Origin of the sequence: Arenibacter sp. F26102, from assembly GCF_023015865.1 — a bacterium.
In the GTDB taxonomy this organism is placed as follows: Bacteria; Bacteroidota; Bacteroidia; order Flavobacteriales; family Flavobacteriaceae; genus Arenibacter.
Genome location: NZ_JALKBC010000001.1, coordinates 24,785 through 38,647, shown reverse-complemented (window position 1 = coordinate 38,647; position 13,863 = coordinate 24,785). Strand labels below are relative to the sequence as shown.

The following is a 13,863-nucleotide window of genomic DNA, read 5'->3' as shown; positions in this document are numbered from 1 at the left end:
AAATGGATGAAAGCCATTTAACCGGCCCATGACTCCATAAAGTATTTTCGAATTAAATATAACTAATTGTTATGAATATTTAGAATATCGTAATTTTTTAACCGATTTAATTAAAGTATAACAGTTTTTCCGGTTTTAACCGACTCGTCGGCTGCCAATACAATTTTCAGGCTATTGATGGCATCCAACAAATGGGATGACAGATCAACATCCTTCTTAATCGCGTTTAACAAATATTCCTGTTCCAATAGACAGAGTTCGTCATGATCTGGCTCATCTTCGGTTCTAATAAATTCGTCTTTTTTAACGAAATTCCCCTCTTTGGTCAATTCGCTGAAATGAATTTGTAGACTGCCCGTTTTGGTATGTCCCTCTATATCCTGGGAATCGTTCTTTGGTTTGTCCGCGATGGAAACGGCACCTTTTGGGCCAATCACATCTTTGATAAAAACGGCTGTTTCACTCATCATGGGTCCCCAACCTGCCTCGTACCATCCAACGGACCCATCTTTAAAGCGCACCTGTAATTGGCCGTAATTATACATTTTGGCATCGATTTCTTTAGTTAAATTAACTCCAATGGCACTGACACTAATGGGTGTGGATTGGGTCATTAAACACATAATATCCACGTAGTGAACGCCACAATCCACTATGGGCGACATAGAATTCATTAACTGTTTATGGGTATACCACATATCTCCAGAACTTTGTTGGTTTAAGTTCATTCGCATTACCAAAGGTTTGCCAAGTGTACGCGCAATCTCCACAAACTTGGTCCATGAAGGATGTACCCTAAGGATATAACCAACCACCATTTTCCTGTTTTTTGCCTTCGCCAAAGCCACTAATTCTTCAGCTTCCTCAACCGTTAGGGCAAGTGGTTTTTCAACAAAAACATGGGCTCCTGCATTTAGACTTTTTCTAACATAGTCGGCATGGGTGTCCGGATAGGTATTAATTGATACTACATCTGGTTTGGATTCCCTCAAGGCAGTATCAAAGTTATCATAGGTGGGCAAGCCTCCCAATTCCTTGGATAATTTTTCCCTACTTTGGGGCTTACGGCTTACAAGTCCCACAATTTCAAATTCAGGAAGTCGATGATAGGCCCTGGAATGGGAAATACCCATATTTCCGCACCCTACGACAAGCGTTTTTAGTTTGTTCATAATCTTAATTTATATAGTTTCTTTATTTTTTATTCCAAGGCAAAAGCAATAATCTGATTCCCTTTTTCGGTTCCTAATTTTTCACCACCACATGCAATGGCTATATACTGCTTGCCGTCCAGTTCATACATGGCGGGAGTGGCAAATGCTGCTGCTGGGAGTTTGTATTCCCAAAGTAACTTACCGTTGTTTTTATTAAAAGCTCTAAAATATCCATCCTTTGTCGCCCCGATAAACAAAAGTCCATTTTTGGTCACTATGGCGCCGCCGTAGTTTTCCGATCCTGTCTGAGGGAATCCTTTTTCTTTCAGAGTCAAAGTTTCTCCAAAAGGAATGGACCAAAGGTAATCCCCGGTATTGAGGTCAATGGCATGTAATGTGCCCCATGGCGGGGAAATGGCAGGCAGTCCATTACTGTCCAAGAATTTTTTATACCCGGTATGTTTATAGATAGTTTCTATAGGTTTTGCCTTATTTTCAGCTACATTTTTTAATTTCTCCTCTCCATACAAGAATTGAAGCAATGCGTCCATTTCCTCTTTCTTAATCTGTGGAAACCCGGTCATCATTCCTTTTCCCTTTTGAATAGTCAAGGCAACAGCGTCTTTTTTATGAGTGGATTTTAGATTTAGAAGGGATGGATATCCACTGGCCACGAGTCCTTTACGATTTTTTTGATGGCATACAACACAATATTTGTTATAGGTACTTTCCCCTAATGGCAGGCTTGTATCCAAGGTATCTTTTTTCATTTGTAGAAACCAGGCCATTTCATTGGAATTTATGTAAATAATACCTTCCTCGGGATCGGCGGCGGCACCTCCCCATTCCGCAGCCCCATCATATCCGGGAAGAAGAAGTACTGGTTCTAAACTAGGCGGAGCATAAATTCTTTTATCCGCTTCATTGAACTGGGTCAGTAATTCCTCCTTATTTTCGGCATATGGACTAAGGTCTTTTTCGGTCAAAAGATTGGATTGCCTTGCAAAAGGCTTGGGTTTTGTTGGAAACGGTTGCGTGTCCCATGTTTTTTCACCTTCTAAAGTAGAGGCGGGTACGGCAATCTCTTCAATATCGAACAATGGGGTTCCCGTTGCCCTGTCGAAAAGAAACACATATCCCTGCTTTGTCACCTGTGCCACGGCCGGAATCTTTTTTCCCGCTCTGGAAATTGTTAACAGGTTGGGGGGTGCTGGAGGATCTCTATCCCATAGATCGTGATGTGTGAATTGATAATGCCAAAGGAGTTTTCCGGTATTGGCATTCAATGCCAGTAAAGAATTGGCATAAAGATTACTACCCTTTCTATCGCCACCATAAAAATCGGGAGCTGCAGATCCTGTTGGCACGTAAAGGATTCCAGTTTGCTCATCCAAGGCCATTCCGGCCCAATTGTTGGCCGCGCCTACGGTGTCACTTTTATAGGTGTTGGGATCTTCCCATGTTTCATTACCAGGTTCACCAGGATAGGGTATGGTATGGAATGCCCATTCCAGGGCCCCCGTTATTACATTAAAAGCCATAATGTCTCCCGGCGCTGCACCACTTCCCTCAGACAGCCGAATGGGCATTACAATTAAGTCCTTGTAAACCGTTCCCGGAGTGTTGGATACTACAAATTTATCTTTTGCGTTTGACGGTAATCCGGAGTGAAGGTCAATTTTTCCACTTTTCCCGAATGAAGAAATACGTTCGCCTGTCTTGGCATTTAGGGCAAAAAGATTGGCGCCTTGGGTAAACAGAATGCGTTCATCACCATCTTTTTTCCAATATGATACGCCTCGACTGGTGGAATTCTCCTGGTTTAAAGAATCGCCAAATATCCATATTTCCGATCCAGTTCTGGCGGCGAGTGCCACGGCCCTTAATGCGGCCGTAACTCCGTATAAGATGGTATCTACCACAATGGGGTTCATCTGCATCTGACCGCTATCCGGGGCGGAGTAAGACCAGGCCACCTTAAGTTGGGTAACATTTTCCGGGGTTATTTGTGAAAGTGTGGAATAGTGGTTGCGGTCCGGTCCGCCCAAATAGGAGGACCAATTGGTATACCTACTGGAATCGGTCTTGGTGGAAGTAACATCCTTGCAGCCTGTTAAAAAAAGGGCCGCTGCGGTTATGAGCAATAAATATTTGGCAATTTGAAGCGACATTGGTGGTGGTTTTATCGCTTAAATTAATTAATTTTTAAGGAATAAAGGTGATATTTCTTGCTTGTACCAAATTCTTTTATTTTGGTTGGATAGTAAGAAGGCTCAGTTTAGCACTGTTTAAAATATCCCGAAAGAGGATAGGGTTTATAAAGCAAATAATTATTTGTACTATAACTTATTCATCGTTTTTTGAAGGACAGGAAAAATTAGTTTTCCTAGATCTTCAAAAAAGCGAAAATTAATTAAAATATTCATAAGCGGCATGGCGGCAACACTTTAATGCCTAAACTATTTTGGTCCGTGGGAAAAAGAGTGGCTTCTACTATTCCAATGGGGATGGGGCAATTTGACAACATTCTTGATATTTTATGAATGTCATTAGAAAATCACTACATTGTTCCTACCAAATAAGCAACCACATACAAAATGACCAACGAAGCTACCAACCTTTCCAAAAGGTTATTTTCCCTAGACGTATTTCGAGGATTAACCATGTTTTTACTCATTGCAGAGGCCGCAGGGTTTCACGGGAGTTTTGGGGACTATGCGGAAAACAACGCCGTTTTGCACCCATTGGCGGAACAGTTGCACCATCATCCTTGGAACGGATTGCGGTTTTGGGATCTTATACAGCCTTTCTTTATGTTTATTGTGGGAGTGGCCATGCCATTTTCACTAAAAAAACGCTTGGCTACTGGAAGTAGAAAGGCCGCTACCCAACATATTTTAAGAAGATGTTTTTTGCTTTTTAGTTTTGGAGTATTGTTGCACTGCGTATATAGCCAGGCTTTGGTATGGGAACTGTGGAACGTTTTGGTCCAATTGGCTTTTACAATCCTTATCGCGTACGCCATTATGAATCTTCCGCACCGCACCCAGATAATAATTTGTCTTGGGATTTTAATACTAACCGAAATTCTATATCGGGTTTATAACCCACAGGATCCTTATAATCAAGGACAAAGTTTTGGATCTTGGATAGATATGTTGGTGATGGGTAAAATTAATAGCGGAGGCTGGGTTTTCATCAATTTTCTGCCTACTGCGGTCCATACGGTAATTGGTGTTATCTGTGGCCAATTGTTGCTTTCCAATAAATCGGGCAAGGAAAAGTTAAGTCCCATATTAATGTGGGGAGCAGCCTTACTTGTTGTGGGCTATGGGATGGATTTATTAGGAATAACACCAATCATAAAAAGAATAGCAACGACCTCATTTACCCTGGCATCGGGAGGATGGGCATTGCTGGCATTGGCATTATTTTACTGGTGGATAGACATTAAGGACCATAAGAACAAATGGTTGAAGATCTTTTCTGTTGTGGGGACCAATTCCATTTTTATTTATTTGTTTGCCGAAACAGTGGGGGCTCAATGGTTTAGAGATTTTGGGCATATTTTTACCGAAGGAATATTGGCTCCTTTAGGTGTACAGGAAGGATTAATATGGGTAATAAATTCCTTATTTGTACTATTTATGTTTTGGTATTTAACCTACTTTTTAGATCAAAAGAAGGTATATTTTAAGATATAAGGAGTAAAGAACATTGGTTCTCGGAGTAGCGATTATTTTAGGATATCCCGATACTTACCATTATCATTTAATAGGACGGAAGCAGTCATTATGGCTTCGTCATTTTGTAGATGATAATCATAAAGTCCTTCCCTGTAGAAATAACGTTTCAGAATCTCATCCTCCAAATTCTTTTGTATTTCCGCTTTGTATTTATCCAAGGCCATAATCTTGCTTTTGTCCATTTCCAACAAAAGTGATTTATAGTTTGCGGTAACGGAATTGCTATAAAGGGCGCTGTCCTCTCCCGCCATGGCTTCCTTAAGCGCTTTTTCAGCTTTGGTTTCAAAGTCAAAATTACTTTTGGACACATAATTCTTAAATGATGTGAAATTAACATCGTTAAAGCTGAAATCCATTACCTTTTCTAAGGTATTGTTATAATAATAGTCGGTGGCGAAATCAAAAATAACGTTACCCGATAGCAGGGCTTGGGTAAGTGTATTTGTTTTGGCGGCAGCAATTTCTATATCGGGTAAAACACCGCCTCCATCTTGTACTTTACGTCCATTTTTGGTTTTGAAATCCCTAAATTGGGTATTTTTAACTGCATTTCCATTCTCATCCCTATTCCAATAATCCAAAGATTGAATACATCTTCCGGATGCCGTATAATATCTGGAGATGGTTACTTTTAATTGGGTGCCATAAGTAAGTTTTAAAGGACGCTGTACCAATCCCTTGCCAAAGCTTCTTGCCCCTACTATCACGGCACGGTCCAAATCCTGTAGACTGCCCGAGACAATTTCACTGGCCGAGGCACTTCTGCCGTTGACCAATACTACCAATGGTATTTCGGTATCCACTGGCTGGTTGGTAGTTTTATATTCCCGATTGAATTTTTTTACTTTGGATTTAGTGGTTACCACAAGTTCTCCTTTAGGGATAAAAAGATTGGTAACGTTTATGGCTTCACTCAATAGGCCTCCAGGATTATCCCTTAGGTCCAGAATAATTTTATTGGCTCCATCGTTTTTAAGATCAAGGAGTGCTTTTTTTGTTTGCTCCGTAGCTTTCTTATTAAATTTTAATAGAACAATATAACCTGTATTACCGTTGATCATTTTATAATAAGGAACAGCGTCTACTTCTATGGATTCCCTATTTACAGTGGTAGATTTGGTCTCTCCCTGTCTAACATAGGTAATGCCCACACTTGTGTTGCTGGCACCCTTTAAAAGTTCGTCCGCATCATCCTTAACATCTGCTATGGCAATATCACCAATCTTAATAATTTCGTCCCCTGCCTTAAGTCCCGCCTTATCGGCTGGATAGCCCTTGTAAGGTTCAACAATAACTATTTTATCCTTGTAACTTCTTACTATTGCCCCAATACCGGAATATTCCCCGGCATTGTTTATTTTGAAGGATTCTACGTCTTGTTCGTTAAGGAATTTGGTATAGGGATCAAGCTCTTCCAACATGTTTTTAATGGCCGTATCCATTAGTTCTGCTGGATTGGTCTCATCCACATAGTTCATGTTCAACTCTTTGAATAGGGTAGTAAAAATTTCGATCTGTTTGGCAATCTCAAAAAAATCGCCCTTAAAACTACTTCCTGCAATTAATAGGGTAATTGCGATAATGGGAATAAGTACCCTCTTCTTTAATATCTCTTTCATTAGTTCATAATTTATTTGCTACCCTTTGCCAATTGACCAACAAATTTCTGCATAAGGGGAACCATAGCATCCGTTATTCTGGATTGCGATGGTATCTCCTTGCCAAGGTATAAAAACATAAACGCAAAGTCGCCCTCTATGTTGTTAAAAATTAGGTGTTTGTTCAGCCTGTAGCTTTCGCGCATCAATCTTTTAATACGGTTTCTTTTTACGGCACTTTTAAAGTTTCTTTTTGAAACGGTTACCCCTACCTTACATTTGGAAGCATCTTCAAAGGTGGTTTTAAGGTATACAAGTTTAATGGGATAATTGGTAATACCAACCCCTTCGGCAAACAACTGCTCAATTAGTTTTTTGCTCTTTAGCTTTTCTGTTTTTGGGAATCTAAACGACATTCTCCGCAAAAGTAAAAATAAAAACCACAGTTATGGGATATGACAATCATCATAGTACAAAATCTCCTTAGCCCTTATCTTAGGTTACATTTTTATTAAAACGCTAAACATGGATATATGGGAGAATTGCAAGTTGAAAAATTAAGGAACAATCCTCTTAAGGCTAGGTATATAAAACAATTGTTGGCAGACATCACGGCCTTGGAACAAATACTGGAAAACAAGTTGTTTGAACGAAGTCCGATTAGAATTGGTGCCGAACAGGAATTTTGTTTGGTAGATAGCTCATGGCAGCCGTCCAACAAGGCATTGGAAATTCTTAAAGATATAGATGACCCTCATTTTACCACCGAATTGGCCCTATACAATCTGGAAATTAATTTAGATCCAATTCTGTTGACCGGGAATTGCTTTTCGGAAATGCATTTACAGCTAGATCATTTATTGGCAAAGGCCGACAAGGCAGCTGAGGAATATGGCAATAAGATAATACTCTGCGGAATTTTGCCGACCATTTCAAAAAGGCATTTGGATATTGGGTATATGACTCCAATTGCCCGCTATCAGGTACTGAACGAGGTTATTAAGGAAATAAGAAACAAGGATATAGAACTTCATATTAAAGGGGTGGATGAATTAAACATTCACCACGACTCCGTTTTATATGAAGGATGCAATACCAGTTTCCAATCGCACTTACAGATAGATCCGTATGATTTTGTGGACACTTATAATTGGTCCCAAGCCATAGCAGGACCAATTCTGTCCATTTGTACCAATTCCCCTATGCTTTTTGGTAGGGAGTTGTGGGAAGAAACCAGAATTGCCCTATTTACACAAAGTGTGGATACCAGGGCCAGCTCCTTTTTATTGAATGAGCGGGAACCAAGGGTCAATTTTGGTAATAACTGGGCAAGGGGCACAGTTGTGGATTATTTTAAAGAATCCATAACGGGATTTAGAAGCCTTCTTACCTCCAATGTCCAAGTGGACAGCCTAAGCGAATTGAAACAGGGAAAAATACCTAAGTTAAAGGCACTGGCACTCCATAACGGTACGGTGTATACCTGGAACCGTATCTGCTATGGCATTACAAATGGCAAGCCTCACATTAGAATTGAGAACAGGTATATCCCATCCGGACCCACTACGGAAGATGAAATTGCGAATATGATGCTATGGGTAGGCGTTATGCTGGGTAGGCCTAAAAAGTATGATTCCATCCACACCAAGATGGATTTCAACGATGTTAAAGGCAATTTTTTCAGTGCCGCAAGATATGGTATGGCAGCCCAGTTTTATTGGGATGGACAACTTCTATCCAGTCAGCAATTATTGTTGGATCACTTATTGCCGATGGCTTTTAAGGGTTTGTATAGTATGGGGGTGGCACCAAAGGATGCTGAGCATTATTTAAAAATTATTGAAAAAAGGATCGGATCGGCCAATGGTTCCAGATGGATGGTTAAAAGTTATAGAAAACTTAGAAAGGAATATAAGCTACCCGAGGCGTTGACCATCTTAACGGCCAAAATGTATAAGAGTCAACAAAAGGGTTATCCGGTAGATGCTTGGCAATTGCCAAGAGGAGATGAATTTGTTCTAAATAAAAAGGATAAAAAAGTTTACCAAAACATGAACACAAAGACCATAACTGCGCAAGATAGCGATAGTTCGGAATTGGTATTGAAAATGATGCAGTGGAAAAATATTCATCATATACCCATACTCAATGATGATTTGGATCTGGTTGGATTGTTAACTTGGACCGATCTCAAGGAGTATTTGAAGAATCCGAATAAAGTTGAAGACCGTATAAGGGACATGATGAAAACAGAACTCATTACCATAACTGAAGATGAAAGTATGAACAGGGCAAGAACCTTAATGGAAGAGAATGGTATAAATTGTTTACCTGTTGTCCACGGTAAAAAATTGGTGGGTATTATTACTACAAAGGACTTATGACCAACTTGGCAAACCAAACTGGCAATAACCGGATCATAGGTCAATTAAACGGTAGCAACAATGGTCCTACCTTGGTATTCTTTGGTGGTATTCATGGCAATGAGCCCTCTGGAGAAATGGCTATACATGAGGTTTTCCTTAGAATTGAGGAAGAAGAAATACCTATAAATGGTAGCATTTATGGTATTCGGGGAAATATCGAGGCTCTTTTGGCAGGGAATAGATTTATGGATTGTGACTTAAACCGGTTATGGACCGATGAAAAAATTGAAATAATTAAAGGCAAAGCAAAAAATGAACTGCTTAACGAGGACAAGGAGTTGTTATCCATACACCAAGTCTTGTCGGATATTTTAAAAACAGAATCCGGGCCTTACTATTTTATTGATTTCCATACCACCTCCAGCAAGACCTTGCCTTTTATTACTATCAACGATGCCTTGATCAACAGGAAATTTTCCAAGCTTTTTCCGGTCCCTATAGTTTTGGGGATAGAGGAGTATCTAGAGGGCCCTTTACTTAGTTATATCAACGAACAGGGTTATCTTTCTGTGGGTTTTGAATCCGGCCAGCACACCGCAAGGGAATCGGTAGATAATAGTATAGCTTTTATGTGGTTGGCACTGGTTTATAGTGATGCACTAAAAAGGTTGGATGTTAAGGGGTTTGAAGAATATTACCTTCAACTTCAAAACTCTGCCATGAAAAACGGCAGTTTTTATGAAATAATTTACAGACATCCAATTGGTTCCAAGGACCAATTCTCCATGTTGCCCGGATTTAAGAGTTTTGATATTGTAAACAAAGGAAAAGTATTGGCCGAACATAATAAAAGGGCAGTATTGGCCCTGCAAAAATCGAGCATTTTTATGCCTTTGTATCAAAGTCAGGGAGAGGATGGATTTTTTCTGATACGGAGGATTCCCAAATTGGCCCTATGGTTATCCGCGGTATTGCGAAAAATAAGGATACCGGCCTTGCTTCCAATTTTACCGGGGGTTTCGTGGGCAGATAAGAAAAAGGGAACCTTGTTGGTAAATGAAAGAACTGCCAGATTTTTGGCAAAACCATTATTTCACTTACTGGGTTATAGGAATAGGCAGATCAATAAAAATGAAATCTTAATGAGCAGCAGGGAAGCTACAGCCAAGAATAAGATGTACAGTGGCACATGGTGGTATTAAAAATAAAAAATCCGTTCAAGATGTCTATTAAAAGTCATTTTAAACGGATTTAGCACTTTATTGATTTTTACTCCTGTCCTTGCCAAACATTATTTTCGGGATCTATATCGGCCATAAGTTGGGATGGATCCAATACAATGGCCTTAATATTGTTAAGTGATTTATCCAAGATAAAATCATAGTTGGGATATGCCCAAGGCCAATCCGGCAATGTAGTCCTCTTTAAATTGGCATACGGATTCTCTTTTTCTCCGCGCATCATACGTAAGGGTGCGTAAAACGTTTCTTGTGTACCATCCTTGTACAATACCAAAACATCTATGGGCATGGGCATAAGACCAAGGCGCTCCAAGCTTACCTTTGTCTTTTGCCCCTCTGCCTCCACGGCCTTAATGCCATAATCTATGGTATTGGTCGTTTGCGTCCAATCGGTAAGATACCAGTCCAACTCTATACCGGATACCTTTTCGGCGGTTCTTTTAATATCGTTTGGCGTAGGGTGTTTAAATTTAAAGTCCTGATAATACTTTCTTAGGGTCTCCATAAGCTTATCCTGCCCAATGATATAGCCTAATTGCGATAAGAATATTGCACCCTTGCTATATGCGGCAACCCCATAGGCAAAATTTAGTTCATACCTATCAGCGTGGGTAGTTTGGGGCTGTTCTTTACCGGAAGCCACCAAATTGTAGTACCCTTGATAGGAACTTTCAAAGGGGTTATCCTTATTTTGGTTCATGATTTGGTTCATACATAAGGTCGAGATAAAGCTGGTGAAGCCTTCGTCCATCCATTCGTGTTTGGATTCGTTGCTTGCCAGTACATGCTGAAACCAGGAATGGGCCATTTCGTGGACCATAACGCCTACCAGACTTCCAAAATTTCTGCCTCCGGTGATCAGGGTACTCATTGCGTATTCCATGCCACCGTCGCCCCCTTGTATTACTGAGTATTGCTCATAAGGATAATCGCCGATATTTTTATTGAAAAACTGCATGGCCTCAGCCGTTTTAGGCTGTAGTTTTTTCCAATTTTCTATGATATCCTTATCGTTCTTGTAGAAAAAATGTAGCATCGGGCCATTTTCTACCTGTAGGGTATCGTGTATGTAATCTGGGTCGGCAGCCCACATAAAATCGTGGACCATTGGGGCTTTAAAATGCCAAGTAAGTGTTTTTCCCTTGGTCTTTTTTATTTTTGACCCTGGAGCTTCATAACCATGACCTATTTCTTGGGCATTTTGTAAATATCCAGTTCCACCTACTACATATTTTTTGTCCAAGGTCAGTTTCACATCAAAATTGCCCCATACCCCATGAAATTCACGGGCTATATAGGGATCGGCATGCCAGCCTTCAAAGTCGTATTCGGCCATTTTTGGATACCACTGACTCATGGATAACGCCACACCCTCACTGCTGTTTCTACCACCTCGTCTTATTTGCAAAGGTATTTGTCCGTTAAAGGTCATTTCAAAGGTAGTTTTTCCGCCTGCGGCAATAGGTTTATTTAATTCAACAACCAAAACGGTACCTTCTTCCACATAGGAAACCGCTAGGTTGTCCTGAGTAAGGGAAGTAACCCGGAGATATCCTATTTCATCAGGGGAGAGGCTTGCTATTCGGCTTTTCCCTTCTTCCATCATTCTACCGTCTGGGTCAGCGATGCTTTGTAAACGCATGTCCATTTCACTGCCCGGTTGAAAGGCGTTGAAAAATAGATGATAATATACTCGGCTCAGTTCATCTGGAGAGTTATTGGTATAGACCAATTTTTGGGTACCGCTATATTGGTAATTTTTAACGTCCACGTCTACTTCCATTGCATAATCTACATGTTGCTGCCAGTAAGAAGTATTGTTTTGTGCTTCCAATGTAGATGTTAAGCTTAGGATCGCTACAACTAAACCTATAAAAAGTCCCTTGTTATATTTCATACGTTTAAAACTTTATAATTATAAAAAAGGGGAACGTTGATAACCACTGCGCTCCCCATTAAGAATTTTATTTATTCACTTTGGATGACAAAAACTATCGTACATCTTTGTACATTATGATTGTTTTGGCCTAGTCCGTTGTATTAAAGGTTTATTTTACCTCTAGATACTGCATCTGCCATTATTAAGGCGTTATAAGCATTGATCATTTTACCGGATTTCGATATTTTTTGAAAATCCATTGCCTTGGAGGAATCGCCTGCAACTACTACTTTGGATTTAGTAGTAAGGCCAGAATTCATCAATATGGCCTTTACTTGGGAGGCGGTTAATTTTGGATAATAAGATCTTACCAGGGCAGCTACTCCTGCAACAGCTGGTGCAGCCATGGAAGTACCTCCCTGAAAATCATATTCATTGTTGGGCATGGTAGAATAGATATCATCACCAGGGGCAAAAATATCTACATTTATAAAGCCATAATTGGAAAAGGTGGCCACCATTTCTGAACCATATTTACTTGCTAAAGCCCCTACAGTTATAACATTATCGGCCATTTCAGGACCATTATTAATTTGGTCGTTGGGGAAATTTGGGTTGTTTGGGTCATCAAGATCTTCTCCGGAGTTTCCTGCCGCATGCACAAAAATAACATCGTTGTCAGCTGCGTATTTAATGGCATCATATACCCATTGGGCATTTGGAGAGTAGGCTTTTCCAAAACTTCCATTAATAATTTTGGCACCGTTATCCACGGCATAACGGATACCCAAGGCAATATCCTTATCGTACTCATCCCCATTTGGAACTGCCCTGATATTCATAATTTCTACATTGTTTGCAACCCCATTGGCACCAAGGCCGTTATTTCTTTTTGCAGCTATAATACCGGCAACATGGGTTCCATGGCTTTCATCATCAACCCTATTATTAGGATTGCCATTGCCGTAACCCCTATCGTCAAAATTATATGGATCATCACCAACGATTTTTCTGCCATCAAAATCTACATTTAGATTATAGTTAAGTTGGTCTGTAAAATGTTTAATGCCATCCTTAAGCTCTGAAAGTACTTCTGGGATCGTATCCTTGATACTCAACATTTGCATCAAAATACTAACATTTCTTTGCATTGTCTCGTCCTCTGTTTTAATTTCGGTCAGGTCTTTTTTAGTATAGTCATCCTTCCCTAAATGGGCCTTTACTTCTTTATCCGCATTCTGTACTGCTTGAAGTATTTGTTCGTACTGTCCCTTGTTTTGAATTGCTTTCTGATAATCTTTTTCCAAGTTACTTTTGGCCTTGGCTTGTAAGGATGCATCTCCTAATTTCTTACTTACTATACGGGCCATTTCCAATTGTTCGTTATAGGATTCCCCTAAGAAATTGTAGCCGTGTATGTCGTCTATATAGCCATTATTATCATCATCTATGTTATTCCCAGCAATTTCTCCTTTGTTGGTCCATAACACATCTACTAAATCCTCATGGGTAAGGTCCATTCCGGAATCCAACACTGCTACTATTACCTTTTCACCTTTTTTATTCTTAATGATCTCTTCATAAGCCTTATCTATGCTCATTCCAGGAATGGTATCCGTAATTAAATCCGCATGACCCCAATTCTTTTTTTGGGTTTCGGTCAATTCAGATATTTTAAGGGGAAGCGTATCAATATTGCCAATTGGTGTGGAAATTAGGGCAGTACTGCCACACCCATAAAGTAAAATAGAGGCCGATACGGCCAAAAAAGTTCTGTTTAATGTTAGTGTCATTTATTTATAGTGTTAAAATTAGAATGTCTTATTAAATGTATTTCAGGGTTATGTGGCTTCAAAACTTGCTATGCAATAATGGTTTG

The 13,863-nt window shown here is 39.9% G+C and carries 9 protein-coding genes; 3 read left to right on the top strand and 6 right to left on the bottom strand.

Annotated elements, in window-relative coordinates:
* Positions 1 to 110 precede the first annotated feature (110 nt).
* Together MWU78_RS00155 and MWU78_RS00150 are read right to left on the bottom strand one after the other, a co-directional pair.
* Positions 111 to 1,172 (bottom strand): Gfo/Idh/MocA family oxidoreductase, encoded by a 1,062-nt coding sequence (locus MWU78_RS00155; RefSeq protein ID WP_246993821.1) that lies wholly within the window; start codon positions 1,170 to 1,172, stop codon positions 111 to 113.
* Between the two features lie 29 nt (positions 1,173 to 1,201).
* Positions 1,202 to 3,325 carry a PQQ-binding-like beta-propeller repeat protein gene (locus MWU78_RS00150; RefSeq protein ID WP_246993819.1) on the bottom strand — a complete coding sequence of 708 codons (2,124 nt, stop codon included), beginning with the start codon at positions 3,323 to 3,325 and terminating at the stop codon, positions 1,202 to 1,204.
* A gap of 426 nt (positions 3,326 to 3,751) precedes the next feature.
* Between MWU78_RS00150 and MWU78_RS00145 the strand changes: the two genes are divergently transcribed.
* Positions 3,752 to 4,858, top strand: a complete 1,107-nt coding sequence (locus MWU78_RS00145; RefSeq protein WP_246993817.1) for a DUF5009 domain-containing protein — start codon at positions 3,752 to 3,754, stop codon at positions 4,856 to 4,858.
* 32 nt (positions 4,859 to 4,890) lie between these two features.
* Here MWU78_RS00145 and MWU78_RS00140 read toward each other — a convergent pair whose 3' ends face one another.
* Together MWU78_RS00140 and rnpA are read right to left on the bottom strand one after the other, a co-directional pair.
* Complete coding sequence (locus MWU78_RS00140) at positions 4,891 to 6,519, bottom strand: S41 family peptidase (RefSeq protein WP_246993815.1); 1,629 nt, start codon at positions 6,517 to 6,519, stop codon at positions 4,891 to 4,893.
* A gap of 11 nt (positions 6,520 to 6,530) precedes the next feature.
* The gene (rnpA, locus tag MWU78_RS00135; RefSeq protein WP_246993813.1) at positions 6,531 to 6,914 is read right to left on the bottom strand and encodes a ribonuclease P protein component; all 384 of its coding nucleotides are present in this window, start codon (positions 6,912 to 6,914) and stop codon (positions 6,531 to 6,533) included.
* 117 nt (positions 6,915 to 7,031) lie between these two features.
* Here rnpA and MWU78_RS00130 point away from each other — a divergent pair, with 117 nt between their 5' ends.
* The gene (locus MWU78_RS00130; protein ID WP_246993811.1) at positions 7,032 to 8,882 is read left to right on the top strand and encodes a CBS domain-containing protein; all 1,851 of its coding nucleotides are present in this window, start codon (positions 7,032 to 7,034) and stop codon (positions 8,880 to 8,882) included.
* Complete coding sequence (locus MWU78_RS00125) at positions 8,879 to 10,066, top strand: succinylglutamate desuccinylase/aspartoacylase family protein (RefSeq protein ID WP_246993809.1); 1,188 nt, start codon at positions 8,879 to 8,881, stop codon at positions 10,064 to 10,066. The genes MWU78_RS00130 and MWU78_RS00125 overlap by 4 nt, the downstream gene beginning before the upstream one ends.
* Before the next feature lie 67 nt (positions 10,067 to 10,133).
* Here the strand turns inward: MWU78_RS00125 and MWU78_RS00120 are convergent, their stop codons facing one another.
* Both MWU78_RS00120 and MWU78_RS00115 read right to left on the bottom strand, forming a co-directional pair.
* Positions 10,134 to 12,002: a M1 family metallopeptidase gene (locus MWU78_RS00120; protein ID WP_246993807.1), complete on the bottom strand. Its 1,869-nt coding sequence runs from the start codon at positions 12,000 to 12,002 to the stop codon at positions 10,134 to 10,136.
* A gap of 143 nt (positions 12,003 to 12,145) precedes the next feature.
* Positions 12,146 to 13,777 (bottom strand): S8 family peptidase, encoded by a 1,632-nt coding sequence (locus tag MWU78_RS00115; RefSeq protein WP_246993805.1) that lies wholly within the window; start codon positions 13,775 to 13,777, stop codon positions 12,146 to 12,148.
* Between the last annotated feature and the right edge of the window lie 86 nt (positions 13,778 to 13,863).

Coding starts and splice junctions, on each gene's coding strand:
- MWU78_RS00145 (WP_246993817.1), top strand. CDS start 3,752: ATGACCAACGAAGCTACCAACCTTTCCAAAAGGTTATTTTCCCTAGAC.
- MWU78_RS00120 (WP_246993807.1), bottom strand. CDS start 12,002: ATGAAATATAACAAGGGACTTTTTATAGGTTTAGTTGTAGCGATCCTA.
- MWU78_RS00115 (WP_246993805.1), bottom strand. CDS start 13,777: ATGACACTAACATTAAACAGAACTTTTTTGGCCGTATCGGCCTCTATT.
- MWU78_RS00130 (WP_246993811.1), top strand. CDS start 7,032: ATGGGAGAATTGCAAGTTGAAAAATTAAGGAACAATCCTCTTAAGGCT.
- MWU78_RS00150 (WP_246993819.1), bottom strand. CDS start 3,325: ATGTCGCTTCAAATTGCCAAATATTTATTGCTCATAACCGCAGCGGCC.
- MWU78_RS00140 (WP_246993815.1), bottom strand. CDS start 6,519: ATGAAAGAGATATTAAAGAAGAGGGTACTTATTCCCATTATCGCAATT.
- MWU78_RS00125 (WP_246993809.1), top strand. CDS start 8,879: ATGACCAACTTGGCAAACCAAACTGGCAATAACCGGATCATAGGTCAA.
- MWU78_RS00155 (WP_246993821.1), bottom strand. CDS start 1,172: ATGAACAAACTAAAAACGCTTGTCGTAGGGTGCGGAAATATGGGTATT.
- rnpA (WP_246993813.1), bottom strand. CDS start 6,914: ATGTCGTTTAGATTCCCAAAAACAGAAAAGCTAAAGAGCAAAAAACTA.